The organism is Bacteroides sp., from assembly GCF_028690125.1.
Lineage (GTDB): Bacteria > Bacteroidota > Bacteroidia > Bacteroidales > Bacteroidaceae > Bacteroides.
The window spans coordinates 131465-157370 of the sequence record NZ_JAQVBV010000008.1 but is presented as its reverse complement, the minus strand read 5'-3'; the positions used below and the strand labels follow the sequence as shown (position 1 = coordinate 157370).

The 25906-nt window shown below is 38.4% G+C and carries 22 protein-coding genes and 2 pseudogenes; 16 read left to right on the top strand and 8 right to left on the bottom strand.

What is annotated here, in order from left to right; all coding sequences use genetic code 11:
• Positions 1-117: 117 nt before the first annotated feature.
• Positions 118-225: pseudogene (locus tag PHO71_RS07730) on the bottom strand (DUF4248 domain-containing protein); the annotation flags it as partial.
• Between the two features lie 13 nt (positions 226-238).
• On the opposite strand from PHO71_RS07730, the pseudogene PHO71_RS07725 reads away from it, so the two are divergent.
• Positions 239-432: pseudogene (locus tag PHO71_RS07725) on the top strand (N-acetylmuramoyl-L-alanine amidase); the annotation flags it as partial.
• A gap of 74 nt (positions 433-506) precedes the next feature.
• On the opposite strand, the gene PHO71_RS07720 reads toward PHO71_RS07725, so the two are convergent.
• The 7 genes from PHO71_RS07720 to PHO71_RS07690 form a co-directional block, all read right to left on the bottom strand.
• The gene (locus PHO71_RS07720) at positions 507-1631 is read right to left on the bottom strand and encodes a glycosyltransferase family 1 protein (protein ID WP_300201277.1); all 1125 of its coding nucleotides are present in this window, start codon (positions 1629-1631) and stop codon (positions 507-509) included.
• 10 nt (positions 1632-1641) lie between these two features.
• Complete coding sequence (locus tag PHO71_RS07715) at positions 1642-2829, bottom strand: glycosyltransferase family 2 protein (RefSeq protein WP_300201274.1); 1188 nt, start codon at positions 2827-2829, stop codon at positions 1642-1644.
• Between the two features lie 35 nt (positions 2830-2864).
• Entirely contained in the window at positions 2865-3767 is a 903-nt protein-coding gene (locus tag PHO71_RS07710) for a glycosyltransferase family 2 protein (protein ID WP_300201271.1), read from the bottom strand.
• Complete coding sequence (locus PHO71_RS07705; protein WP_300201269.1) at positions 3764-5068, bottom strand: O-antigen ligase family protein; 1305 nt, start codon at positions 5066-5068, stop codon at positions 3764-3766. The genes PHO71_RS07710 and PHO71_RS07705 overlap by 4 nt, the downstream gene beginning before the upstream one ends.
• Positions 5058-7271, bottom strand: a complete 2214-nt coding sequence (locus tag PHO71_RS07700; protein WP_300201266.1) for a hypothetical protein — start codon at positions 7269-7271, stop codon at positions 5058-5060. Before PHO71_RS07700 ends, PHO71_RS07705 begins: the two co-directional genes overlap by 11 nt.
• A gap of 5 nt (positions 7272-7276) precedes the next feature.
• The gene (locus PHO71_RS07695; RefSeq protein WP_300201263.1) at positions 7277-8026 is read right to left on the bottom strand and encodes a TolC family protein; all 750 of its coding nucleotides are present in this window, start codon (positions 8024-8026) and stop codon (positions 7277-7279) included.
• A 122-nt stretch (positions 8027-8148) separates the two neighbouring features.
• The gene (locus tag PHO71_RS07690) at positions 8149-9399 is read right to left on the bottom strand and encodes a BamA/TamA family outer membrane protein (protein WP_300201260.1); all 1251 of its coding nucleotides are present in this window, start codon (positions 9397-9399) and stop codon (positions 8149-8151) included.
• 158 nt (positions 9400-9557) lie between these two features.
• On the opposite strand from PHO71_RS07690, the gene PHO71_RS07685 reads away from it, so the two are divergent.
• The 15 genes from PHO71_RS07685 to PHO71_RS07620 all read left to right on the top strand — a co-directional run bounded on the left by PHO71_RS07685 (position 9558) and on the right by PHO71_RS07620 (position 25269).
• Positions 9558-10958, top strand: coding sequence for a C1 family peptidase (locus PHO71_RS07685; RefSeq protein WP_300201257.1), 1401 nt, complete (start codon positions 9558-9560; stop codon positions 10956-10958).
• 179 nt (positions 10959-11137) lie between these two features.
• On the top strand, positions 11138-12487 hold the full coding sequence (locus tag PHO71_RS07680; protein WP_300201254.1) for a Na(+)-translocating NADH-quinone reductase subunit A: 1350 nt from the start codon (positions 11138-11140) through the stop codon (positions 12485-12487).
• A gap of 54 nt (positions 12488-12541) precedes the next feature.
• A complete protein-coding gene (locus PHO71_RS07675; protein ID WP_300201251.1) occupies positions 12542-13711 on the top strand; it encodes an NADH:ubiquinone reductase (Na(+)-transporting) subunit B in 1170 nt (389 codons plus the stop codon).
• 13 nt (positions 13712-13724) lie between these two features.
• On the top strand, positions 13725-14399 hold the full coding sequence (locus PHO71_RS07670; protein WP_300201249.1) for a Na(+)-translocating NADH-quinone reductase subunit C: 675 nt from the start codon (positions 13725-13727) through the stop codon (positions 14397-14399).
• A gap of 20 nt (positions 14400-14419) precedes the next feature.
• Complete coding sequence (locus PHO71_RS07665; RefSeq protein WP_300201246.1) at positions 14420-15055, top strand: NADH:ubiquinone reductase (Na(+)-transporting) subunit D; 636 nt, start codon at positions 14420-14422, stop codon at positions 15053-15055.
• Positions 15056-15187: 132 nt separating this feature from the next.
• Positions 15188-15814 (top strand): NADH:ubiquinone reductase (Na(+)-transporting) subunit E, encoded by a 627-nt coding sequence (gene nqrE, locus PHO71_RS07660; protein WP_300201243.1) that lies wholly within the window; start codon positions 15188-15190, stop codon positions 15812-15814.
• Positions 15815-15832: 18 nt separating this feature from the next.
• Positions 15833-17107, top strand: a complete 1275-nt coding sequence (gene nqrF, locus PHO71_RS07655; protein ID WP_300201241.1) for an NADH:ubiquinone reductase (Na(+)-transporting) subunit F — start codon at positions 15833-15835, stop codon at positions 17105-17107.
• 221 nt (positions 17108-17328) lie between these two features.
• Positions 17329-17508, top strand: a complete 180-nt coding sequence (locus PHO71_RS26185) for a hypothetical protein (protein ID WP_367279888.1) — start codon at positions 17329-17331, stop codon at positions 17506-17508.
• A gap of 42 nt (positions 17509-17550) precedes the next feature.
• Positions 17551-18885 (top strand): DEAD/DEAH box helicase, encoded by a 1335-nt coding sequence (locus PHO71_RS07650; protein WP_300201238.1) that lies wholly within the window; start codon positions 17551-17553, stop codon positions 18883-18885.
• A gap of 333 nt (positions 18886-19218) precedes the next feature.
• On the top strand, positions 19219-20286 hold the full coding sequence (gene serC / locus PHO71_RS07645) for a 3-phosphoserine/phosphohydroxythreonine transaminase (protein WP_300201235.1): 1068 nt from the start codon (positions 19219-19221) through the stop codon (positions 20284-20286).
• Positions 20287-20385: 99 nt separating this feature from the next.
• Entirely contained in the window at positions 20386-21306 is a 921-nt protein-coding gene (locus PHO71_RS07640) for an NAD(P)-dependent oxidoreductase (RefSeq protein WP_300201232.1), read from the top strand.
• Between the two features lie 138 nt (positions 21307-21444).
• Positions 21445-22692, top strand: coding sequence for a DUF1015 domain-containing protein (locus tag PHO71_RS07635; protein WP_300201229.1), 1248 nt, complete (start codon positions 21445-21447; stop codon positions 22690-22692).
• A 182-nt stretch (positions 22693-22874) separates the two neighbouring features.
• Entirely contained in the window at positions 22875-23483 is a 609-nt protein-coding gene (locus PHO71_RS07630) for a YigZ family protein (protein ID WP_300201226.1), read from the top strand.
• 14 nt (positions 23484-23497) lie between these two features.
• Entirely contained in the window at positions 23498-24583 is a 1086-nt protein-coding gene (locus PHO71_RS07625) for an HpaII family restriction endonuclease (RefSeq protein WP_300201223.1), read from the top strand.
• A 116-nt stretch (positions 24584-24699) separates the two neighbouring features.
• Entirely contained in the window at positions 24700-25269 is a 570-nt protein-coding gene (locus PHO71_RS07620; protein ID WP_300201221.1) for a nitroreductase family protein, read from the top strand.
• The last annotated feature ends 637 nt before the right edge of the window (positions 25270-25906 follow it).

Sequence of the window (25906 nt, the reverse complement as noted above, 5' to 3'; positions counted from 1 at the left end):
TATAAAATTTGATAGTTCTTGCTGGTTGGTGAAAATGAGTTGTTTAGTGAGGATTGGACAATAGGCTAGTTAGAGATCAAAATGAGGAATTGATTTCATTGTTTGTTGCTCATTGAGTCAAGGCTCCTGTAGCACTTCTATGATTAGGCATACTTGTGCAAGTGTGTAATATTTGCTTTTAATATTCATTCCGGAGGCTATGAGCCGTTCTTTTAATCCGGGAGCGTCTTATTTAACCAGTATTGGTGTCTGCTAGGAAGATGGTCTGGATTGCCACAGATGTCCGGCTGATACCCGTACCGAATACCCGAAGCATTCGCTTCGTGTGCTTATACTTACGCTGTTGCGCGATTATCCGGGTTGTCGTATTCTCTCCATCGTGATTTGAGTCCCGACTTGAATGGGAACGGAGAGATTGAGCCGGAAAAGTAGATTAAGGCTTGTCCATGCTTTGAAGTGAAAAAAGAGTGAAGTGTTATATGCGCTTCACTCTTTCTGATTATATACTATTGATGCAGATATTGTTCTGAATATATTTCAAGTAACTTTTCAGCCGTTTTATTCCATGAGAATAACTGACATCTTTTTAACCCGTATTTTACTTGTTCTTGGTAAAATAATTTATCTTTTTCCAGCCTGATGATGTGTCGAGCTATGTCCTCCGGACTGAATGGGTCTGCCAGACAAGCATCTTCACCAGCAATTTCCGGCATTGCCGATATGTTGCCTGCAATAACAGGTGTACCGCATGCCATAGCTTCTAAAATGGGGATGCCGAAACTTTCCCGAAGTGAGGGATACAGAAAAGCAAATGCGCCATTATATATATTCGCTAAGTCGATATTGGGTATGTAACCCGGGAAACGTAAATAGGGTTTAATAGCTGTCAATTGCTCAGAATCGAGAATACTGTCAATATAGTCTTCTTTTAAATCAGCTATAAGCAAGGGACGTTTTTGCTCTGACTGTTTTAAATATAGACTATATGCTTTCAGCATACGGGGAGTGTTTTTCTTGGGATCCGTATTACCAAGAAAAAATAGATAATCATTTGTTTCTATGTATTTGCGAATAATGTCAGATGCTGCCGGAAAGGGAGAGAAATAAGGATTATATCCATTGTATACGGCAACTAGCTGTTCATCGGGAAGATGAAGAACTTCGCGGATTCGTTGGCATTCGAATTGTGATACTGTAATTATTTTGTTACAGTGAGGCAAAATACGGGGAACGACTAAACGACGGTAATGCCAGCCCATTTCCTGATACCATGATTTGCTCGAAGATTGTCGTTTTTCGAGATATATAATGTCATGTAATGTCAGTATTAAGGGAACCGGACAGTGTAATGGGGCCGTGTTGCTGGTACAATGCAGCAAATCGGGCATTATTCGTTTCACTGCTCTGGGTAGTGCCACTTGTTCCCATAGAGGATAAGTGGGGCAGGATAGCTCGATAATATGAAAGTTGTCCGATTCTTTCAGACAGCGATCTTCTCCTGGGGTGACAAATATGAAGTACTCATTCTTCTTGTCTATCTTTTGTAGTTCTCGAATGGTTTCAAGAGCGACGAAATCCATTCCATGCTTATTGGAACGGAATATTCTTTGTGCTTCAATGGCTATTTTCATATTTTTTTATTTATTCATGATCTCCATGTTTAGTATGAATGAACTTTTTATAAGCTCCTTTTAACTTGAACAAGTTTTTGATAGTGGTAATGGTTAGTGTGGGTAGCTGTAAAATAGAGAGTAACAACCGCCTATTGAGCATCTCTCCGGGAATTGGCAGAATCATTGCCGTGATCTGTGCAAATGACAGAATCCACCATTTTATACTAATCTGCCATTCTTGCTCATGACCTTGTAGGCTCATGTATACACCGAAAGTGGTAAAAAATATTGTAAAACCAAAGACTCCGGCAAGCTGTATCAGTCGGGGAGGGAGCATCCATTGGAAAATCTTGTTGCAATAATCAAGATTACCTTGTAGCAGAGCTTTAGGGAAATAGGGGAGTGATGTATAAAGAGTGCCGAATTGTGCCGCTATCCAACGTTTTCGTTGGTTACCAATAGCTTCCTTCTTTTCTACTTTTTCATCATATACAGGTAATTGTCTTAAATAGACGGTATGAATACCTTGCCGCAAAAGTAATGCTTCTAATTCTTTATCCTCACCCGCACTCTGTAGGTGTGCCACATTTTTTCTGAACCAATTGGCATTGAAAGCCATACCGGAACCGGATAATCCTGCTGAAAGACCGAGGACATTGTGACCACTTCGGAAGAAACTATTATTGATTTCCTCACTGATACTGTCCAAAATGGAAATACTCGTGTTTAGGTTTTTTCCTGTACGGTGTGCTTGTACAGAATCAATCCCATTGTTGAAAGCTTTGTTTATTTCGCTCAAAAAGTTTGGAATGGTTAAGTTGTCGGCATCCATGATAATAATACCGTCATAAGTCTCACCTTCTATGGCATCTATGGCCATTCTAAGAGCTCGAGCCTTTGAGCTCTCTGTGTAGTGAGCTATTAACAATCGGATAGGCAATGAGCTTAACTCTTTATTAGTAGTGGGTTTCATTTGATCTGAAATGACAATAATGTTAAATTTATCAGGCGGATAATTTTGCTCCAGAAAGCTACGCACGGAAGAAACAATTACTTGGTCTTCTTTATAAGCCGGAAATAATACAGCAAAACGACAATAAGTTTTGGCTTCCGGATACCGGGGGGTACGGTAGAACTTAGAAGCAATGGCGAATATTAGCAGATAACTAACACATAATGTCAAAGGAATGTAAAGTATCCAGTCGATGATGTTCATGGTACGATGTAGTTTTGAGGTAGTTCATGAGATAATTACTCATTAATCAATGAAAGCGTTAGCCCTGCATAAGTGCCTTTGAAGATGGCTACCGATAGATCAAGACGACCTTTCAACAAATAGAGTAAACCATTTTTGCTTGCTGCGACAGTACTCAAATAAAGGAGTGTAGCTGACCGTGTAAAGCCTTTCAGGTTTCTACGTGCGTAGAGCAAACGATTGCGCGTCAGATAATATGTACGCAATTTACTAAGTTGCCCGGTACTTTGGCTTTCTTTATGAAAAATGGTAAAACGTGGTTCATACCAAAGCTCGTAACCTGCCTTTCTCATGCTGGTACACCAATCTAGTTCTTCATAGTAGAGAAAAAAGATTTCGGGCATCAGACCTACTGTGTCTATAACTTCACGTTTTAGAAGCATGGATGCTCCGTGAAGGTATGGAGTAGAATGAGCTTTGTCAAACATCCCATTGTCAGGACTATCAAAGCCTAATGTTCTATTACGTAATGAGAATCGCGACAAAGGTGTGAATCCTGCAAATTGTATGTGCTGTGGTGAAAACGCAAAACGTATCTTAGGAGATACACCTCCAATCTTTGCACTGCTTTCCAATCGTTTTATGAGAAAAGCAATTCCGTCTGTTTCGATGTAGGTATCGTTGTTTATCAAGAAGATGTATTTACCTTTTGATTGACGGATACCAATGTTGTTTCCACCAGAAAATCCATTGTTCTCGTTATTGCGAATAGCTATCACGGAGGGGTAAAGCTTTTGAAATTTTGCGGCTTCATTTTCACGCGAAGCGTTGTCTACAACAATTATTTCGTAGTTTACCGAATAAATTGTTTTTTGTATAGATTCTATCAATTCACACGTATCGCTGAATCCATTGTAGCAAATCGTGATAAATGAAAGAAGTGGATGGTCGTTTTTCATACTAATTCGTCTGTTATGTTTTCCGGTCTTTGTTCTTTTTCCAGTTGAATTCGTTCGTCAATATGTTGTGCGGCAAAGCACAAGGCTAAACCCACATAAACAGGTAACTGATTGGGATATTGCATAACATCATTGACGTAAGCGGATATAAAGAAGCCGATATCCATACTAAACCATGCAGCAACTAATCCGCGTAAATATTTGTCTCGTACTTTGAATATTAATATCCATGCGCACCATGCAAAGAGGATACCATGTATTAGAAGATATAAAATCAGACCAATAATTCCTGTTTCCACCCATACACTGACAAGCCATGAATCGGGAGGATAAGGCATCCTTTCATTTGAGTCGAAGTTTCCTGCTTTAGAAAGACCTATTCCATAACCAATTGGCTTGTCAGCCATCAGAATCTTCATCTGTGATCTATTTTCAAGGCGTACCAAATAAGAGGCGTCTTTGTTAGGGTGGAATGTGGAGCGCATTTTCCAGATATATTGATTTCCACTTCCTATGTCTGTATAATTAAAGAAACAGAAAATAGCGAGAATCAAGATGCCTCCTGTAAACAATGCTTTCCAGTTGCGAGCAAGAATAGCGATAGTTAGTATTCCACCAGCTATAACACCCATAGCGGATCTTGTTCCTGAAATGCCCATTCCATAAAGAGCACACGCTGCTATAAATAGAAAATATACTTGTTTCCATCTTTGTTTTACAAAGAATGCCGATATAGAAAAAACAACCGATGACATGGCAGCATGTACTCCATAGTTTGCAGCATCTGAAAAGCAAGAGAAATATCGTATACCTGACCAGATAATGTGTGTACGCCAGCCTTCGCGTGAATATAAAAAGAAGAGATCGCGATCACTAAAACCGTGATTTTTTTGCCAATAACCTTTAAGAGTAAATATCAATACGAAAACGGACCAGATAAATAATAAATATTCAATACTTTTAGTGCTACGTATGACGATTGGAACAATAAATGCGAATATTAAAGGGAATAGAACATATGGGGGGAGATTGATAAACCATGCTTCTATTACATTGTTGGGATTGAAAAATTCGAGAAGATAATAGAAGAACCAGACTGTAAATAGCCCAAACATGACATTTTTCCCGGCTTTCCAGTCTGTATTCTCATCTTCACTAAGTTTCACCAGAGTGACAACTGTGAGTATCAAAACAAAGGCTGTGAATATTAACCCTAATTTGATATCGACAAACATTCCTACAATGAATAGTAGAAACTGTATAATGAACATTAAATGAATACCTGTAAATTTATTCATCATCGTCGTTGTCTACTTCCGCTTTTTTTCTGATTCTTATTTTTTCTGTTAGTGATAATTGGCTAAGTTGGTATATGAATTTGCGTATAAAAGTATATGGCGGAAGCAACCCCGTAAAGTCTTCTACAGTAACTCTGTCAGCATATGTCAAGCACATTCGTAGTGGAACAGAAGATTTTCCAAGTTGTACTGAAAGTTGTTCACTTAACTGTTTATCGACAGTTTTCCAACCTCGGTTAGCCGGTGCTACAAGGAGGTTGAGATTTGTGTTCAATAATAATCCGGTAGGAATACAACATTGTTCTAATGAAGGATAAACTATAATTAGTACGTCCTCTCCTTGGGGGGTGTAGAAATCCAGGAAGTTCTTGGCCAAAAGAAAGTTAGATGATTCAATATTGAAATCAACCCCATGACAAATGAGCCGCGTTTTTAGTTTACGGCTTTGCCAATACTCATAGAGTAACTTGCCTAATTCTTCCTGATTGGAGTCATTGCTGGTACTAAACAAATTGACTGTATATACGTTACCTGATTTCCGTTCAGTGAAGAAACTGAGTAGTGAATTGCTTATCTCTTTAATTGCAGATTGGGTGTATGTTTTATTCAGTCCGCCATAGCGTACAGATGAAGAATCGGGGACTGCACCAATGACCTTGAATCCGGCTATATTCTTTGCACGTGTAACATCACGTAAAGTTCTATCCAATAGTTCAATAAGTATAAGCCATACTGCAACAATCAAGAAACTGACCACGCAAACAGCTATGAGTATTTGTTTACGATGAGTAGAGTTCGGAGATATTGGATAAGTCGGTTCATTTAATACCTTGAGAGTGGCTGATGTCATCTCCAAGTTCTTTTTTCTCAATAAAGCTTCATTATAACTTTGAAGTATTCTTAGATAATTTTGTTCCGTGAAGTTGATTGAACGCTCTTTTTGTTTAATCGTCGTACCCACAGGAGCAAAAAAGATATAGCGTTCATCCAAATCTTTACGGGAACTCTGTACGATTTGCAACTCTGCTTTTGCTTTTTCAAATAGTAAAGTTTGCTCCAACCATTGATCGATGATATTAGTACGTGATACTCCTTCTTTTGTATATTTATGTCCTATGTATGAATCCGCCAATTCACTTAATTCTTGTCGGATTTCATTCATTCGTTTCTTATCAGCCTTTAGTTCACTATTATCCTGATCTCCTTTTTGGGATATTGCTTCTGTTTCAGATATTTTTCCGGTGATGGTAGAAGCTTCTTTTAGCTTATCTATGAAATTTAAATTTTTGATAACTTGTTTTGCATTATTATCCATATGCTTTTCAAGCTCTTCTAACATAGATTTAGCACTTTTATAAGCAAAAAGTGCATCTTGCTCTCTTAACTCATACTCTTTGCTAATGGCGGCTATTTCTTTGGTTTCATCAGTATAGTTGATAATACGTTTTTCTACATTATATTTTGTAAGGTCGTCTTCTTCGCTTCGGAGTTTTGTGCCGGTACGACTCAGCTCTTTTTCAAAATATGCAATTACCTTATCTGTCTCATCATAGCGGATGCGGCTATATTCGTTCACAAATTCTTTCATTAGGATACTCATCGTATTGTAAGCGATTCCCGGATCTTGAGATGTGTAACTAATGTCGAGTAGATCGCTACTAAGTCTACGTTGTACTTTAATTTTTTTTAGAGCCTCATAGCTGTAATAGGGATGGGTATAATAAAATAGTCCATATAGATAGTTCGATTTCTCAGGTCGCATATATTTAAAAAAGTTAGCTACTGTTTTATCCTCACTACTTTTATCTATAAGAGCCAAAATCTCTTTTCCATAAGTACTATTCTTTACGTGATTATAAGTATAATTATAACTGGCAGGAGTAATACCGTTTACTTCTTTATCAGGGTTTCCTTCAATAAGAACCCTGGCAAATAATCGAATGGATACTCTTTTCAATGTACTTTCTGCCTGTATAATACTAATTAGATTGTCCATCGAATTTTGTACCATTGCCCAATTCGTCTGTTTCTCACTTTCTAAATTATATCCGGAGGCTACTCCCGTGTATAATGTGGACTTCACATCATACCCCCCTCGCATATTTAAGGTAAGGTAATATGCTATTCCTGTACATATGCTGGTCACTAATATGATTTGCCAATAATGGCGAAAAAGAGTCCGTATTGTTGAAATGATGAAGTTCATAGATTTTATTTGTGTTTTATAATCGATGTACGAGAAATTACCTCAAGTATCATTAAACTTTTAGTTAGTTCAAACTTACTACTTTCAAAAGCTTCGCGTGCTTTCGATTGTCTTTCTTTATCAACAGATAACTCGGACGATTCAATAGTGCCATTAGCGAAATTTTTTTCCGATATTTCATATTGCACGGTTGCAAGCACCAAACTCTCACTTCTTATTTGGAGAACTTGCAGTTGCGAAGTTGCCATAGCATACATCTGAATGATTTCTCTTTTTATTTCGTCGTATTTAATTTCTCTTTCCAGTTCGGCACTTCTGAGTGCTAATTTCTGTCTGGTAACACGTGGCTTTAGATCAAATAACTGGTCTAAGGGGATATTTATGCCTGCGCCAAGGGTGTAACCGTTTTGTGCCTGAGTGGAATAACTAAGATAAGGAGAGATTGCTACATCCGTATAAGTAGACTCGTTACCAAACATTCCATATTGGTAACTTCCCCGCAAACTGAAGAAACCAAGAAAAGCACGCTTCTCTTTGGTGAGTAGCTTGCGTTCTATGGCAGCTTTTACGTCAGCCATTTCATAAATGGGTGTGTTTTTAGCATTTTCAAACAGGACATCAAGAGGAGGAAGTATAATATTACTATAATCAACTTTATTGTAGTTAGAATTGCTGCTCACTTCTTGTGCAGCAATGTGTTTTATAGGCGCTAATAGTAGCAATAACAATACGATGGAGGCTTTAAAATACTTCATATTGAACTTTTATATTTGCTCTTGTTTGTTTATCAATATACAAAGGTAGCAATTAAGTTCATTTAGCGATATTTTTTACCCTCTATTTTGCAAAAAATATGCAGATTGATTATAATATTTGCTTAAAACGCCTCTGTCATGTTGAAATAGAACAAATTTTGTTTGTTTACCATGTTTCTACCGAAGTCTAAACGAACATTCATACGGGGTTGAACCTCAATACGTAAACCAACTCCCAAATTAGGAAGTACACCTTCTATTTTTCCTGGAGTAGGACCCATGAAACCACATCCACCCCATGCTACATAACCAACATGGCTCAACATTTTTTTTACCCAATTACTTTTATCTGTATTGATCATCTGGCGGTATTCTGCCATCACGACATGAGAAGACTTATCACGATATTGCCCCATATAATAACCACGAAGATCAAAAGGAGTTCCACTAAGTACATATTTTGTCAAAGGAACATCGCCAAACACATTCTTAGTTTGTACTGTCCAAGCTAGTACTTTACGACGTCCCAGACTTTTATATTGGCGATAGTCAATCTCCAAACGGTAGAAGTTGTTATCACTACCAAGGATTTTGTTGTACATCATGCCACGGAAATCCAAATAGGTTCCTTTATAAGCATTTGCTGGAATATCACGTGTGTCATATGTAAGTAAGAAACCCAAACCGGAACTAAGATTATTATACCCATGTTCTGTTCCTCCTGCTGCAATATATGAAGGTTGTTCAATCATTCTCGGAGCAGGTTTGGTAATTTTATCATAATTAAAGTCGATTTGCGGACCGACAAAAAAATCGCTTTTCGCTAAACGGAACAGAAACCATGGATTCACCTGAACGCCACTATAGCGATATTCGCTTGTTTCCTTTCCGCGTTCAAAATCCTTGTTAGCAGTATATCCTATCCCATAAAAATTTTCTATCGTATTTTTATAAGAAAAAGTTCCGAAAATTCGGAAACGGTCTCCTTGAAAGAAGAGCTGTGGCTTGGTCATCAGGTTCAAACCACCTTTAAACATCAAAGCAATAGCCATCGGTAATATTGAGCGCCGCTGCGTTGTATCACTCGGATTCATTCGGAAGGTCATTAATGCACTACCTCCTATCAGTAAACCAAAGTCCGGAGTGTAACTTGGTCCGCCTAAGATATTATAGTGAAGATTTCGCTTCGCTACGCGTTGGCGTCGTAATTCGCGTTTGGAAAGAGTAGGAGTAGTATCGGTCGATGCAACTTCACCAATGGAATTGGTAGTATTTAGCGATTCAGGGGTTGTTACCGTTGTGCTGTTGTTCTGAGCCAGTGTAGCGCAAACAGGCAGAAGTGCTACCAATATTCCTATTATATATTTCTTCATAATCTTTTTTGAAATTCACTGCAAAGGAAACTATTTTATTCCGATTAGTTTTTATTCTCATAGATAATAAATCTAAAAAAGAATCGTATTTTTGCGAAATAATAATATACCGGTGTGCCAATTTACCAATTGACAAGTTAATAAATTATTTATATATTATGAATAAACGAATTTTATCAGTTTTTGTTTTCTGTGCATTTTATTATTCTGCACAAGCACAAGAAGGGAAGGGCGGTATCAGCGATGCTATGCTGCAGCAAATCAAGCAAACTTATCAAGGAACCCCTGCCGATAAAGCAATCCGCAACGCTATCGGTAGCAATGATATCCGTAAACTAGCTTTGGATCAGGATAATATGAAAGGTATGGATGTGCATTTTTCTATTAAAGTTCCTTCTAAAGGTATTACTGACCAGAAGTCATCAGGACGTTGCTGGCTCTTCACCGGACTGAACGTGATGCGCGCTAAAGCCATCACTAAGTATAACCTCGGGCCTTTTGAATTTTCGCAAACCTATCCTTTTTTCTTCGACCAATTGGAAAAAGCAAACCTTTTTTTACAAGGTATTATCGACACTAGTGACAAACCGATGAACGATAAAATTGTAGAATGGCTTTTCAATCACCCCTTGAGCGATGGAGGAACATTTACAGGTGTTGCCGACATTGTAAGTAAATATGGCTTGGTGCCTAAAGAAGCAATGCCCGAAACTAATAGTAGTGAAAATACTTCCCGCATGGCAAGCCTGATAACTTTGAAACTCCGCGAACAAGGATTGCAACTTCGAGACATGGTGGCAAAAGGTACTAAATCAACCGCTTTGAAGAAAGCTAAAACAGAAATGTTAGGTACTGTCTACCGTATGCTAGTGTTGAACCTCGGTGTCCCTCCGACAGAATTTACCTGGACACAATATAACTCTAAAGGTGAAGCCGTAGAAACAGTTGTCTATACTCCACTATCTTTTCTGAAAAAATATGGAGACGAAAACCTAATTGGTAACTACGTAATGTTAATGAATGACCCGAGCCGTGAATATTATAAATGTTATGAAATCGACTATGATCGCCACCGTTATGATGGCACTAACTGGAAGTATGTAAACCTTCCGATTGAAGATATAAAAGAGATGGCAATTGCTTCTCTTAAAGACAGTACCATGATGTACTTTTCTTGTGATGTAGGTAAATGTCTGAATTCTGACCGTGGTCTTCTTGATGTCAAAAACTATGACTACGATTCGCTGATGGGTACTACCTTTAACATGAGTAAGAAACAACGAATTCAAACCTTTTCCAGTGGTTCCAGTCATGCCATGACTCTCATGGCTGTAGATCTCGGAGAAAATGAAAAACCAATTAAATGGATGGTTGAAAATAGTTGGGGTGTGAGCTCTGGTTATCAGGGACATCTTATCATGACAGACGAATGGTTCAACGAATATATGTTTCGTCTCGTTGTCGAAACAAAATATGTGACTCCAAAAGCCCTCGAAGTATTGAAGCAAAAACCAGTCCTTCTCCCTGCTTGGGATCCCATGTTTGCAGGAGAAGAATAATATAAAAGCCGAAATTTTTTCTTTGATTCTTTCTTTTATTTTAAGATAAGAGAAGAAATGTGCGCGAGCACGAAAGGAATTACGGAAAAATCTCCGTAATTCCTTCCCTTTTTCCCTCCAAATCACATTATTATTTATTACTTTTGCGCCAAATTTATGAAACCATTATTTTATATAGCATGGCAAATGTAATAAAATTACGTAAAGGCCTTGACATAAACCTGAAAGGAAAAGCTGCTGAAACGTATTCAACAGTGAAAGAACCGGGATTCTACGCACTTGTACCCGATGATTTCCCTGGCGTTACACCGAAGGTAGTTGTGAAAGAACAGGAGTATGTGATGGCCGGTGGACCCTTGTTTATCGACAAGAATCATCCTGAAGTGAAATTTGTTTCGCCCGTAAGTGGCGTAGTGACGAGCGTAGAACGTGGCGCCCGTCGTAAGGTATTAAACATCGTAGTGGAAGCTGCTGCTGAACAAGACTACGAAGATTTCGGTAAAAAAAATGTGGCTTCTATGGATGCTGATGCTGTGAAAACTGCTTTGTTGGAAGCAGGAATTTTCGCATTTATCAAACAACGTCCATATGCCATCATTGCTGATCCGACGGTTACTCCGAAAGGAATCTTCGTTTCTGCATTCGACACCAATCCTTTGGCTCCCGATTTCGAGTTTACCTTGAAAGGAGAAGAAACAAACTTTCAGACAGGTCTTGATGCTCTCGCTAAAATAGCAAAAATTTACCTGAGTATCAGCGTGAAACAAACTGCTGCTGCTCTAACTCAGGCTAAGAACGTTACCATTACCGCATTTGATGGTCCGAACCCTGCCGGAAACGTCGGTGTTCAAATCAACCACTTGGATCCGGTATCTAAAGGTGAAACTGTATGGACTATCGATCCTCAAGCCGTTATTTTTATCGGTCGTCTCTTTAATACAGGTCGTGTAGATCTCACACGTACTGTAGCCGTTACAGGTTCCGAAGTGTTGAAACCAGCATACTGCAAACTTCAGGTAGGTGCACTGCTGACAAACGTTTTTGCTGGTAATGTAACAACTGATAAAGATTTGCGATACATCAGTGGTAATGTATTGACAGGCAAACAAGTGTCTCCAAACGGATTCCTTGGTGCTTTCGACAGCCAACTGACTGTGATCCCTGAAGGTGATGAAATTCACGAAATGCTGGGATGGATTATGCCTCGTTTTAATCAATACAGTGCCAACCACTCTTATTTCAGTTGGCTGATGGCCAAAAAGGAATACACATTGGATGCACGTGTGAAAGGTGGCGAACGTCACATGATCATGTCTGGTGAATATGATAAGGTATTCCCGATGGATATTATGCCAGAGTATCTGATTAAAGCGATCATTGCTGCTGATATTGACCGTATGGAAGCATTGGGTATCTACGAAGTGGCTCCTGAAGACTTCGCTCTTTGCGAATTTGTCTGCTCTTCGAAGATGGAACTGCAACGCATCGTCCGTGCCGGACTTGATATGCTTCGTGCAGAAATGGTATAATAATGTTCGTATGGCAAATCGTAAATTGTAAATCGTAAAATTGTAAATATATTAATGAAAGCGTTAAGAAATTATCTCGATAAGATAAAGCCTAACTTTGAAGAGGGCGGCAAATTCCACGCATTCCAGTCGGTGTTCGACGGCTTCGAAACATTCCTGTTCGTGCCTAACAAGACTGCGAAAACGGGAACGCATATACACGACGCCATCGACAGTAAACGTATCATGTCGATTGTGGTTATCTCATTAGTACCGGCACTTTTGTTCGGTATGTATAACGTAGGTTACCAGCATTTCACTCACACAGGAGCTACTGGTAGTTTCTTCGAAATGTTTATCTACGGATTCCTGGCTGTATTGCCAAAAATCATCGTATCTTATGTAGTAGGTTTGGGTATTGAGTTTGTTATAGCTCAATGGAAGAAAGAAGAAATTCAGGAAGGATTCTTGGTTTCAGGTATTCTGATCCCAATGATCGTTCCGGTAGACTGTCCGTTGTGGATTCTTGCTGTAGCTACTGCATTCTCTGTAATCTTTGCGAAAGAAGTATTCGGTGGTACAGGTATGAATATTTTCAACGTAGCATTGATTACTCGTGCATTTCTTTTCTTCGCTTATCCAACTAAGATGTCCGGTGATGCCGTTTGGGTATCTGGCGATAGTATTCTTGGTATAGGACAAGCAGTAGATGGATTGACTGTAGCTACTCCATTGGGGCAAGCTGCAACAACCGGTGCAGTTCCTCCTTTCAATATGGATATGGTTACAGGTCTGATTCCGGGTTCTATCGGTGAAACTAGCGTGATCGCTATTCTAATCGGTGCCGTTATCCTCTTGTGGACAGGTGTTGCAAGTTGGAAGTCAATGATCTCTGTATTCGTTGGTGGCGCATTTATGGCTTGGGTATTTAATACTGTAGGTCCGGATACTGCAATGGCTCATATGCCTTGGTATGAACACCTTGTTTTAGGTGGTTTTTGCTTTGGTGCTGTGTTTATGGCTACCGACCCTGTCACTTCTGCACGTACAGAAACTGGAAAATATATTTTCGGATTCTTGATCGGTGTGATGGCGATTGTTATTCGCGTACTGAATCCAGGTTATCCGGAAGGTATGATGCTTGCCATCTTGCTGATGAACATCTTCGCTCCGTTGATTGACTATTGTGTAGTTCAAAGTAATATTTCTCGGCGCGAAAAACGTACTGTTAAGTCTAACCAATAAATACCGAATGAAAATGAATACGAATAGTAATAGTTATACTATCATTTATGCTTCGGTAATGGTTGTTATCGTTGCATTCCTGTTGGCATTCGTTAGTTCTTCTCTAAGAGAAACGCAAAGTAAGAATGTTCAGCTGGATACTAAGAAACAAATTCTTGCTGCATTGAACATTAAGAATGTAGAAAACGCGGATGCAGAATATAATAAATATGTAAAAGGTGACATGCTAATGAACGTAGATGGTACACTGACTGAAAATACAGGCGATTTTGTTACTAACTACGAGAAAGAGGCAAAAGAGAACCAACGTCTGCATGTATTTGTATGCGAAGTAGATGGTCAGGCTAAGTATGTGATTCCTGTTTACGGTGCTGGTCTTTGGGGAGCTATCTGGGGATATGTTGCACTGAACGAAGATAAGGATACCGTTTATGGTACTTATTTCTCACACGCAAGTGAAACTCCGGGCCTGGGTGCGGAAATCGCAACTGACTGGTTCCAGAAAATGTTTGAAGGCAAGAAAACGTTGGATAACGGTGCTGTCGCTCTTGGTGTTGTAAAGAACGGTAAGATAGAGAAACCTGAATATCAGGTAGATGGTATTTCCGGTGGTACTATCACTTCTGTAGGTGTGGATGCCATGTTGAAGGCTTGTCTGAATAGTTACTTAAGTTTTTTAACTAAATAATAAGGAGGAGAAATAAGAATATGGGACAATTGTTTTCAAAGAGAAATAAAGAAGTATTCTCCGCTCCGCTGGGAATGGATAATCCGGTAACCGTACAGGTATTGGGTATCTGTTCAGCCCTTGCTGTAACCGCTAAACTGGAACCTGCCATCGTGATGGGGCTTTCGGTAACAGTGATTACTGCATTCTCTAACGTAGTTATTTCATTGTTGCGTAAAACCATTCCTAATCGTATCCGTATCATTGTTCAGTTGGTAGTGGTTGCTGCTTTGGTAACTATTGTAAGTGAAATCCTGAAAGCGTTTGCTTATGATGTAAGCGTTCAGCTTTCTGTTTACGTAGGTTTGATCATTACAAACTGTATCCTGATGGGACGTTTGGAAGCATTTGCTATGCAAAACGGTCCTTGGGAATCTTTCCTTGACGGTTTGGGTAATGGTTTGGGATATGCAAAGATTTTGGTAATCGTAGCTTTCTTCCGCGAACTACTTGGTTCGGGAACATTGCTTGGTTTCAATATATTGAACTATGCACCGATCCAGAATACCGGATACGTAAACAACGGTCTGATGTTGATGCCGCCTATGGCATTGATTATCGTAGCTTGCATAATCTGGTATCAACGTGCACGTCACAAAGAACTGCAAGAAAAGTAATAATATAAATGAAGAATAGAAGAAAATGAAGAATGAAAAAATAAGAATGAGGATTTGGGCTATGCTTGCCGTATATTCTTTATCATTCTCTGTCCATTCTAAATTCTTCTTTCTAAATTCTTAATTAAAGATATGGAACATTTATTAAGTTTATTCGTCCGCTCCATCTTTGTGGACAATATGATATTCGCATTCTTCCTGGGTATGTGTTCATACCTGGCGGTATCGAAGAATGTGAAGACTGCCGTAGGACTGGGTATTGCTGTAACTTTCGTATTGATCGTTACTCTTCCTGTCAATTATTTGTTGCAAACCAAGGTGTTAGCAGCCAATGCTATTATTGAAGGCGTTGATCTCAGCTTCTTGAGTTTTATTCTTTTCATTGCCGTTATTGCTGGTATCGTCCAGTTGGTAGAGATGGTAGTAGAACGTTTCAGTCCGTCGTTGTATGCTTCACTCGGTATTTTCTTGCCATTGATTGCTGTAAACTGTGCAATCATGGGTGCTTCGCTGTTTATGCAGCAACGTATCAATGTGGCTCCGAGCGATCCGAAATATATTGGTGACATTTGGGATGCTATCTCTTATGCACTAGGTTCAGGTATCGGCTGGTTGCTGGCTATTGTAGGTTTGGCTGCTATCCGCGAAAAAATGGCTTACTCTGATGTACCTGCTCCGTTGAAAGGTTTAGGTATCACATTTATCACAGTAGGTTTGATGGCCATCGCATTTATGTGTTTCTCTGGTTTGAACATCTAATAAAGAAAGGAAAAAACAATGGATATGAATTTAATATTAGCGAGCGTTGGAGTATTCCTTGTGGTTATTCTGCTGCTTGTTATCATCTTGCTGGTTCTCAAGAAATTCTTGGTGCCCTCAGGAGATGTGAAACTGACAATTAACGGCGATACAGAAATGGAAGTAGCTTCCGGCTCTACTTTGCTGAATACACTGTCTGTAAACGGAATATTCCTGTCATCCGCTTGTGGTGGTAAGGGCTCTTGTGGACAATGTAAATGCCAGGTAATTGAAGGTGGTGGTGAAATTTTGCCTTCTGAAGTTCCTCACTTCAGTCGTAAGCAGCAGCAAAACCACTGGCGTCTGGGCTGTCAGGTGAAAGTAAAAGGCGACATGGCTATTAAGATCGATGAATCTGTTCTCGGTGTAAAAGAGTGGGAGTGCGAAGTGATTTCCAATAAGAACGTCGCTACATTTATCAAAGAATTTATTGTTGCTTTACCGAAAGGTGAGCACATGGATTTTCTGCCAGGTTCTTATGCTCAGATCAAAATTCCTAAATATGCAATGGATTATAACAAAGACATTGATAAGAGTTTGATTGGTGATGAATATTTGACGACTTGGGAAAAATTCGGACTGTTTGGCTTGAAGTGTACAAACAACGAGGAAACAATCCGTGCTTATTCTATGGCTAACTATCCGGCAGAAGGTGATCGTATCATGCTGACAGTACGTATCGCTACTCCTCCGTTCAAACCGAAAGATCAAGGTCCTGGATTTATGGATGTACCTGCGGGTATTGCTTCTTCTTATATTTTTACTCTGAAACCGGGTGACAAGGTGATGATGAGTGGTCCTTACGGAGACTTCCATCCGATTTTTGATTCAAAGAAAGAAATGATGTGGATTGGTGGTGGTGCCGGTATGGCTCCATTGCGTGCGCAGATCATGCACTTGACAAAGACATTGCATACCACTGACCGTAAGATGACTTACTTCTATGGTGCACGTGCTTTGAACGAAGTATTCTATCTGGAAGACTTTCTGCAAATAGAGAAAGACTTCCCGAACTTCACATTCCATCTGGCACTTGACCGTCCGGATCCTGCTGCTGACGCTGTAGGCGTGAAATATACTCCGGGATTCGTACATCAGGTAATTTACGAAACATATCTGAAGAACCACGAAGCCCCTGAAGATATCGAATACTATATGTGTGGCCCTGGCCCGATGTCAAAAGCTGTTGAGAAAATGCTTGATGATTTGGGTGTTCCGCCACAGAACTTAATGTTTGATAACTTCGGAGCATAATTTCGGATATACATCAAAAAATACAGTATATAAAATTAACGGGAAGTCTGATGAAGGTAATTACACCTTTCAGGTTTCCCGTTTACTTTTTTACCACTCGCCATTTATCCGGTTCCTATGAATTTCATATTCCTCCCGAATATAGTTTCCCATTTTCATTAATATTATCTATTAATTTTGTATATTTGACACCAATATTGATTTTTTAAACTCATTATGTTATGGAATATCATCGTATATCTTTTATTCACAATGACACAGAATATTCATTTACCAAAGCTATCAATGAAAATATTACAGGATATGCCTTAATTTCAGCTTGTCGGGCAGAAGTCGTAATATATATGAAGGAGCATAACTTAAAAGGTCGTTACATTTTAACGGGTATGGCTAAAGTTTGATAATTTCCTCTTATTCTTCTATTCTTTTTGTACTTTTGTTCTATGTTACAGAAAAATGAAATAATAGAGTCAGCCCTTCGTAATTTGAATATCGAGACGCTGAATCCAATGCAAGAAGCATCACTAGAACAAGCCATAGGTAAGAAAGATGTGATTCTTTTGTCACCTACAGGCTCGGGAAAAACTTTGGCGTATCTCTTGCCTTTGTTGCTCACCCTAACACCAGATGATGATAATGTGCAAGTATTGATTCTTGTGCCTTCACGTGAGTTAGCTTTACAGATAGATATTGTATTTAAATCAATGGGGACTTCTTGGAAAACCTGTTGCTGCTATGGTGGACATCCTATCGCTGAAGAAAAAAAAAGTATTGTAGGTAATCATCCTGCTGTCATCATTGGTACCCCGGGGCGTATTACTGACCATTTATCAAAAGGAAACTTCAATCCTGAAACTATTCATACACTGATTATTGATGAATTCGATAAGTCATTAGAGTTTGGCTTTCATGATGAAATGGCGGAGATTATCACCCAACTTCCAGGACTGAAGAAAAGGATGCTTTTGTCAGCCACTGACGCCGAAGAAATCCCTCAATTCACAGGACTAAACCGGACGGTTAAACTGAATTTTCTTCTAGAAACTTCTGAAAAAAAAGATTCCCGTTTAACTTTGATGAAAGTACTATCTCCTGCAAAAGATAAGGTAGATACACTTTATAATCTGCTTTGTACATTGGGAAGTAGTTCTAGTATTGTCTTCTGCAATCATCGTGATGCGGTGGATCGTGTACATAAATTATTGGCTGAGAAGAGATTGTCTGCCGAACGTTTTCATGGGGGGATGGAGCAACCGGATCGGGAACGGGCTTTGTATAAATTCCGTAATGGTAGTTGTCACGTTCTGATTTCTACTGATCTTGCTGCAAGAGGACTCGATATACCGGAAATAGAACATATTATCCATTATCATTTACCTGTTAATGAAGAAGCATTTACGCACCGTAATGGACGTACTGCTCGTTGGGATGCAACGGGTAAATCGTATCTGATTCTTACTGAGGAAGAAAAGTTACCACCTTATATTCCGGAAGATATAGAAACTATTGTATTGCCTGAAAATCCTCCTCGGCCTCCAAAATCAGTTTGGGCTACTATATATATAGGTAAAGGAAAGAAAGAAAAATTGAGCCGAATCGATATTGCAGGATTCCTATACAAAAAAGGTAACTTGAACCGTGAAGATGTTGGGGCCATTGATGTGAAAGAGCATTATTCATTTGTGGCAATCCGACTTACTAAAGTTAAGCAATTATTAAACCTGATTCAAGGCGAGAAAATCAAAGGAATGAAAACCATTATTGAAGAAGCAAAGTAAAGCAGTTTGCAATCTTTGGTTTTATCGTTGATTTGACAAATATCCCCGAATTTATAGTAATAAGTTTGGGGATGATTATTTTTAGGGCCTCTTCCTATTATATTGTAATTAATATTTCTTGTGAACTTTTATTTTCGTCTAAAAGCCCATACTTGATATGTATAGATAACAATATGGTGTATATATCTTGTATAAACCAATAAAAAGTAAGAGAAATGTGCTTTAAAACAGTGTTTTTATAAGGAAAGATTTGTCTGGCGGAAATTAATTCGTAAATTCGCAGGGTCGTAAGACATAAACTAACGAAAATGTTAAACCAAAAACAAACTTCAAATGAAAAAGCATAATTTCAATGCAGGACCTTCCATTCTTCCGCGTGAGGTGATAGAGGATACAGCGAAGGCTATTTTAGATTTCAACGGCTCTGGTCTCTCTTTGATGGAAATCAGTCACCGTGCTAAAGACTTCCAACCTGTGGTTGATGAAGCAGAGGTATTATTCAAGGAATTACTTAATATCCCCGAAGGTTATTCGGTCCTGTTCTTGGGTGGAGGTGCTAGTCTGGAGTTCTGTATGGTACCTTATAACTTCCTAGAGAAGAAAGCTGCATATCTGAATACTGGTGTTTGGGCTAAAAAGGCAATGAAGGAAGCTAAAGGATTTGGAGAGGTTGTCGAAGTTGCCTCTTCTGCTGAAGCTACTTATACATACATTCCGAAAGATTACACGATTCCGGTAGACGCAGATTATTTCCACATTACTACTAATAACACTATCTACGGTACAGAATTGAAGAAAGATATCGATTCTCCGGTACCTATGGTTGCTGATATGTCTTCTGATATTTTTTCACGTCCGATTGACGTTTCTAAATATATATGTATTTATGGTGGTGCACAGAAAAACTTGGCTCCTGCAGGTGTTACATTCGTGATTGTAAAGAATGATGCTGTAGGTAAAGTTTCACGTTACATACCGTCTATGCTGAATTATCAGACTCATATCGATAACGGTTCTATGTTTAACACTCCTCCAGTAGTACCTATTTATACTGCATTGTTAAACTTACGTTGGATCAAAGCACAAGGTGGTGTGAAAGAAATGGAACGTCGTGCTATTGAGAAAGCTGATATGCTGTATGATGAAATCGATCGTAACAAAATGTTCGTGGGTACTGCTGTTAAAGAAGATCGTTCTCGTATGAACATTTGTTTCGTAATGACTCCTGAATACAAAGATTTGGAAGCAGACTTTATGAAGTTTGCTACGGAAAAAGGTATGGTAGGTATTAAGGGACACCGTTCTGTTGGCGGTTTCCGTGCATCTTGCTACAATGCTTTGCCGAAAGAAAGTGTACAGGCTTTGATTGATTGTATGCAGGAATTTGAGAAACTTCATTAATGAATAATATTCACCACAGAGTGGCACATGGTTCTAACGCATATCGTGAAACTTTGTGGGATTCTGTGGTGAATCTTTTTAAAAGATTATAGATAGACTATGAAAGTACTTGTAGCTACAGAAAAACCGTTTGCAAAAGTTGCTGTAGACGGAATTTGTAAAGAAATCGAAGCAGCCGGATACGAGCTCGCTTTACTTGAGAAGTATACAGATAAGGCACAATTGCTGGATGCAGTGAAAGATGCGAATGCTATTATTATCCGTAGTGATATTATTGATGCAGAAGTGCTCGATGCAGCCAAAGAACTGAAAATAGTAGTTCGTGCAGGTGCCGGATATGATAATGTAGATCTTGCTGCTGCCACTGCTCACAATGTTTGTGTGATGAATACTCCTGGACAGAACTCTAATGCTGTTGCCGAACTTGCTTTGGGTATGATGGTTTATGCCGTTCGCAACTTCTATAATGGAACTTCTGGTACAGAATTGATGGGTAAGAAATTAGGTATCCATGCTTACGGAAACGTAGGTCGTAACGTAGCACGTGTAGCTAAAGGTTTCGGAATGGAAGTATATGCTTACGATGCATTCTGCCCCAAAGAAGTGATCGAAAAAGACGGTGTAAAAGCACTCGACTCAGCAGAAGAATTGTATAAAACTTGTCAGGTGGTATCTTTGCATATTCCGGCAACTGCTGAAACTAAAAATTCTATCAACTATGCTTTGTTGAAAGATATGCCTAAAGGAGCGATGTTGGTGAATACTGCCCGTAAGGAAGTTATTAATGAGGTAGAATTGATCAAGTTGATGGAAGATCGTGCTGATTTTAAGTATATCACAGATATCATGCCAGTTGCTAATTCGGAATTTGCAGAAAAGTTTGCAGGACGTTACTTTTCTACTCCAAAGAAGATGGGTGCACAGACTGCCGAAGCAAACATCAATGCGGGTATTGCTGCTGCTGAACAGATTGTAGCTTTCTTAAAAGACGGTTGCGAGAAATTCAGAGTGAATAAGTAATATTCAAAGTTACTTAGTAAGTATTTTGAATAAAAACACTTTGCTGCAAACTGTCTATTATAGAAATAAGTAGTATATTTGAGCCACAGATTTATATAAGTCTGTGGCTTTAATTTTTTCATATAAAAATCTAATATCATGGCAATAATTAAACCTTTCAAGGGCATTCGTCCTCCGCAATCCGTGGTTGAGCAAGTCGCTTCACGTCCTTACGATGTATTGAACTCCGAAGAAGCCCGCACAGAAGCGGAAGGTAATGAAAAGTCCCTTTATCATATCATTAAACCTGAAATTGATTTTCCTGTTGGTACGGATGAACATGATGAACGTGTTTATGCGAAAGCAGCTGAAAATTTTCAACTATTTCAAGACAAAGGATGGTTGGTACAAGATGCAAGAGAAAACTACTACATTTATGCCCAGACCATGAATGGAAAAACTCAATATGGGTTAGTAGTCGGTGCATATGTGCCTGATTATATGAACGGTATCATAAAGAAACATGAGCTGACTCGTCGAGATAAAGAAGAAGACCGTATGAAGCACGTTCGTGTGAATAATGCCAATATCGAACCTGTTTTCTTTGCTTATCCTGATAATGCGAAATTGGATATTATTATCAAAAAGTATACCGTTGCGAAACCTGTCTATGATTTTATTGCTCCGGGCGACGGTTTCGGACATGCTTTCTGGGTTGTAGATCAGCAGGAAGATATTGCAACTATTACAGCCGAATTTGCCAAAATGCAAGCTCTTTATATTGCTGACGGGCATCACCGTTCTGCTGCTGCTGCATTAGTCGGAGCAGAGAAAGCTAGTCAAAATTCGAATCATCGGGGTGACGAAGAATATAACTATTTTATGGCTGTATGCTTCCCTGCAAACCAACTGACTATCATTGACTATAACCGCGTAGTGAAAGATCTTAATGGATTGACTCCAGAACAGTTTATAGTTGCTTTAGATAAGAATTTTGTTGTAGAAGAGAAGGGTACTGACATTTACAAGCCATCGGGGTTACACAATTTTGGTCTTTATCTCGACGGAAAATGGTATAGTTTAACTGCAAAAGTCGGTACTTATAATGATAATGATCCTATCGGAGTACTTGATGTTACTATTTCTTCTAATCTTATTTTAGATGAAATTTTGGGAATAAAGGACCTTCGTTCCGATAAACGTATTGACTTTGTTGGTGGTATCCGTGGTTTAGGAGAATTAAAGAAAAGGGTCGATAATGGTGAAATGAAAGTTGCTTTGGCACTCTACCCTGTATCGATGAAGCAATTAATGGATATTGCAGATACAGGAAATATTATGCCTCCGAAAACTACTTGGTTTGAGCCCAAACTCCGTTCAGGTCTGGTAATTCATAAATTGGACTAAAAAATATTCTTTATAAATTAGAGCAGTCAATTGGCTACAATCAATAATATGATTGTAGCAGATTGACTGCTTCTTTTTATAAGATCCAAATTGTCAAATTGATCAATTCTTTTATAAAATCAATCCTATGAAATAGTCAGATTGACTGTGGAGTTTTATCAATAAAGCAGTATCTTTGCAACATGACTGCTGAAGATACTTATAAAACCATAATCGAACCTTCCGAAGGTATTTATACAGAAAAGCGAAGCAAGTTTATTGCTGTTGCTCTTCCCGTGCGAACAATTGATGAGATTAAAACTCATCTTGAAACGTATCAGAAGAAATATTATGATGCCCGTCATGTTTGTTATGCTTATATGTTGGGGGCAATGCGAAAAGACTTTCGTGCAAATGATAACGGAGAGCCTTCCGGAACGGCAGGAAAACCTATACTCGGGCAGATAAATTCGAATGAACTGACTGATATTCTGATTATTGTAGTCCGTTACTTTGGGGGAATCAAGTTGGGTACCAGTGGGCTGATTGTGGCTTATAAGGCTGCTGCAGCTGAAGCAATCGCAACTGCTACCATAATAGAGAAAACAGTTGATGAAGAAATAACGGTGATGTTTGAATATCCTTTTATGAATGACATAATGCGTATCGTAAAAGAAGAAGAACCAGAGATCCTCAGCCAGACCTATGATATGGATTGTAGTATGACATTACGTATCCGTAGCTCTATGATGTCGAAGTTGCGCATAAGGCTTGAAAAGGTAGAGACAGCACGTATTGTAGATAACAAATAAAAATAGAAACATATATGGCATTTGAAGCAACAAAAAGAGAATGGTGTGAGCTGGCAACTTTTTTTCGTCTACTTTCAGACGGAAAAGTTGTGTTAGGTACGGCAGACGCGAAAAAAGGAGATGTGTACTGGCCTATCGCTATGATTCAGCGGGAAGAACATGATGGTACACGTCATTATTATATAGGGAAAGAAGATATACGCATCGAAAGTGAAAAAAAAGATAAATCGATCCCTCGTGAAGACTTTGGTATAGTAGCTGGTTTAATATTACAGGCTGTAAAGAGTTCTACAGAGAATGAAGTTGCCTCTCCGGATGCAGTAGAAGAGTTCTTGGACCAAGCAGCTATCTTCGATTTGGAAGCAAACACCAAGGACCGTACGGATTTCTCCATTGCTTTCTGGCATCCTGAAGCACCATTAAGAGGGTTTAATGTCCGTTCAAGACTAAGTGTTATGAATCCGTTACTGGATGGAGGGCGTGCAGCAAACTTAAAGTTAGAACAGAGTGGAATCAAATTTGCTACTCCTACAGTAAATAAAATTAATTCGCTACCGGAATCACCGACTGAGGTGGCTGAGCGAATCATGATGATTGAACGTTTAGGTGGTGTGCTTAAATATTCAGACGTGGCCGACCGCGTTTTCCGTAGCAATCTGCTGATGATAGATCTTCATTTTCCTCGGGTGTTGGCAGAAATGGTTCGTATAATGCATTTGGACGATATAACTCGTATCAGTGAACTTACTGAAATTATCAAACAAATCAATCCTCTTAAGATAAAGGATGAATTGATAAGTAAGCATTGTTTTTATGAGTTCAAAATGAAACAATTTCTCATGGCATTGGGTTTAGGAATGCGCCCTGCAAAGATATATAATGGACAGGATTCTGCGGTAGAAGGTATTTTACTCATGGATGGAAACCGAGACATTCTCTGTTACCATAAATCAGAAAAACAGGTGATGGAGGATTTCCTGTTCCAGAATTCACGCTTGGAGAAAGGTTCGTTGGATAAGGATAAGTACGGTTTTCTGGAAAAAGAGAATGGCACGTATTATTTCAAGTTGAATGCTAAAATTGGATTAACTAAACGGTAAGGATGGCTAGTTAGGTCATAAGATAATAAAATTGGTTTTGATTATTACCTTTCTGTTCGGATGACTTATTTGGATGGGTTTATTTGTATTGAACTAATGTTAAATGGGATAGTAATATGAAAATAAATGAGGTTATAGAAAATATCAAGGCACGCCGTAGTGTAAGAACGTTTACAGATCAGCAAGTGTCGGAAGAAGATTTGCTGGCTATTTTGGAAGCGGCTACTTATGCTCCAAACGGAATGCATTATGAATCATGGCATTTTACTGCTATTCGGAATTGCGATAAACTTATAGAATTGAATAACCGTATCAAAGGAGCGTTTGCTAAAAGTGATGATTTACATCTGCAGGAACGAGCACACAATCCGAATTATTGTTGTTATTACCATGCTCCAACTCTGGTGATTGTTTCCAATGAACCGACTCAATGGTGGGCTGGTATGGATTGTGCCTGTGCTATTGAAAATATGTTTTTAGCTTCAACTTCTTTAGGAATTGGTTCATGCTGGATTAATCAGTTGGGAACGACTTGTGATGATCCGGAAGTGCGAGAGTTCATCACTTTTTTAGGTGTTCCGGAAAACCATAAAGTTTATGGTTGCGTCGCATTAGGATTCGCCAATCCAAAAACACTAATAAAAACAAAAGCTGTAAAAGTAGGAACAGTGACTATTGTTAAGTAAGATTCCTATAAATCTTCAATATGTCCTGAAACCAATATCTTTCAATAATCTGCGGAATTAGCTTAGTTAATCTCAGGGATTATTGAAAGATATTGGTTTTATTTTTCCATTTAGTTATTGTCATTGATTTCTATACCTTTTTATTATTCGACTTTTTTTTGATCAGAAACGTTAGTATAGTAAAAAATATTACTATTATAGTTTAGATGTCATAAAACCTATTAGATTTAGCATTTTATTCATCAGTAAATGAGAGAATGAAAAATATACTCAAATAACTGAAAAGATTAAACTTCTGAAATATATTGATATTCTTTATTTGTTATAAGAATTTATTTTTTTTTCTATCTATTTTTTTAGATGAAATAAAACGGAATGGATTTATATCTCAAAACTGGTATTGTATAATCTCATTAGGTTACTGAAAACCAAAGAAAAAGAAGTATTATTTCTTTGGTTGCTGAATTTATCATATGCACTCTATGTTGTTGTATATAAGGTGAATATGGCAAAAATATTTTAAAATCGTTGTATTGAATAATCTTTTTAGTTAATTATTATAATTTTCAATAATATATGTTTGTTTTTATTTTGTAATGAATACAATTTTAAATTATATTTGCAATATGGAAATTGT

Bases quoted from the DNA above. Each gene is read 5' to 3' on its own strand.
- PHO71_RS07720 (WP_300201277.1), bottom strand. From the start codon at position 1,631: ATGAAAATAGCCATTGAAGCACAAAGAATATTCCGTTCCAATAAGCAT.
- PHO71_RS07715 (WP_300201274.1), bottom strand. From the start codon at position 2,829: ATGAACATCATCGACTGGATACTTTACATTCCTTTGACATTATGTGTT.
- PHO71_RS07710 (WP_300201271.1), bottom strand. From the start codon at position 3,767: ATGAAAAACGACCATCCACTTCTTTCATTTATCACGATTTGCTACAAT.
- PHO71_RS07705 (WP_300201269.1), bottom strand. From the start codon at position 5,068: ATGATGAATAAATTTACAGGTATTCATTTAATGTTCATTATACAGTTT.
- PHO71_RS07700 (WP_300201266.1), bottom strand. From the start codon at position 7,271: ATGAACTTCATCATTTCAACAATACGGACTCTTTTTCGCCATTATTGG.
- PHO71_RS07695 (WP_300201263.1), bottom strand. From the start codon at position 8,026: ATGAAGTATTTTAAAGCCTCCATCGTATTGTTATTGCTACTATTAGCG.
- PHO71_RS07690 (WP_300201260.1), bottom strand. From the start codon at position 9,399: ATGAAGAAATATATAATAGGAATATTGGTAGCACTTCTGCCTGTTTGC.
- PHO71_RS07685 (WP_300201257.1), top strand. From the start codon at position 9,558: ATGAATAAACGAATTTTATCAGTTTTTGTTTTCTGTGCATTTTATTAT.
- PHO71_RS07680 (WP_300201254.1), top strand. From the start codon at position 11,138: ATGGCAAATGTAATAAAATTACGTAAAGGCCTTGACATAAACCTGAAA.
- PHO71_RS07675 (WP_300201251.1), top strand. From the start codon at position 12,542: ATGAAAGCGTTAAGAAATTATCTCGATAAGATAAAGCCTAACTTTGAA.
- PHO71_RS07670 (WP_300201249.1), top strand. From the start codon at position 13,725: ATGAATACGAATAGTAATAGTTATACTATCATTTATGCTTCGGTAATG.
- PHO71_RS07665 (WP_300201246.1), top strand. From the start codon at position 14,420: ATGGGACAATTGTTTTCAAAGAGAAATAAAGAAGTATTCTCCGCTCCG.
- nqrE (WP_300201243.1), top strand. From the start codon at position 15,188: ATGGAACATTTATTAAGTTTATTCGTCCGCTCCATCTTTGTGGACAAT.
- nqrF (WP_300201241.1), top strand. From the start codon at position 15,833: ATGGATATGAATTTAATATTAGCGAGCGTTGGAGTATTCCTTGTGGTT.
- PHO71_RS26185 (WP_367279888.1), top strand. From the start codon at position 17,329: ATGGAATATCATCGTATATCTTTTATTCACAATGACACAGAATATTCA.
- PHO71_RS07650 (WP_300201238.1), top strand. From the start codon at position 17,551: ATGTTACAGAAAAATGAAATAATAGAGTCAGCCCTTCGTAATTTGAAT.
- serC (WP_300201235.1), top strand. From the start codon at position 19,219: ATGAAAAAGCATAATTTCAATGCAGGACCTTCCATTCTTCCGCGTGAG.
- PHO71_RS07640 (WP_300201232.1), top strand. From the start codon at position 20,386: ATGAAAGTACTTGTAGCTACAGAAAAACCGTTTGCAAAAGTTGCTGTA.
- PHO71_RS07635 (WP_300201229.1), top strand. From the start codon at position 21,445: ATGGCAATAATTAAACCTTTCAAGGGCATTCGTCCTCCGCAATCCGTG.
- PHO71_RS07630 (WP_300201226.1), top strand. From the start codon at position 22,875: ATGACTGCTGAAGATACTTATAAAACCATAATCGAACCTTCCGAAGGT.
- PHO71_RS07625 (WP_300201223.1), top strand. From the start codon at position 23,498: ATGGCATTTGAAGCAACAAAAAGAGAATGGTGTGAGCTGGCAACTTTT.
- PHO71_RS07620 (WP_300201221.1), top strand. From the start codon at position 24,700: ATGAAAATAAATGAGGTTATAGAAAATATCAAGGCACGCCGTAGTGTA.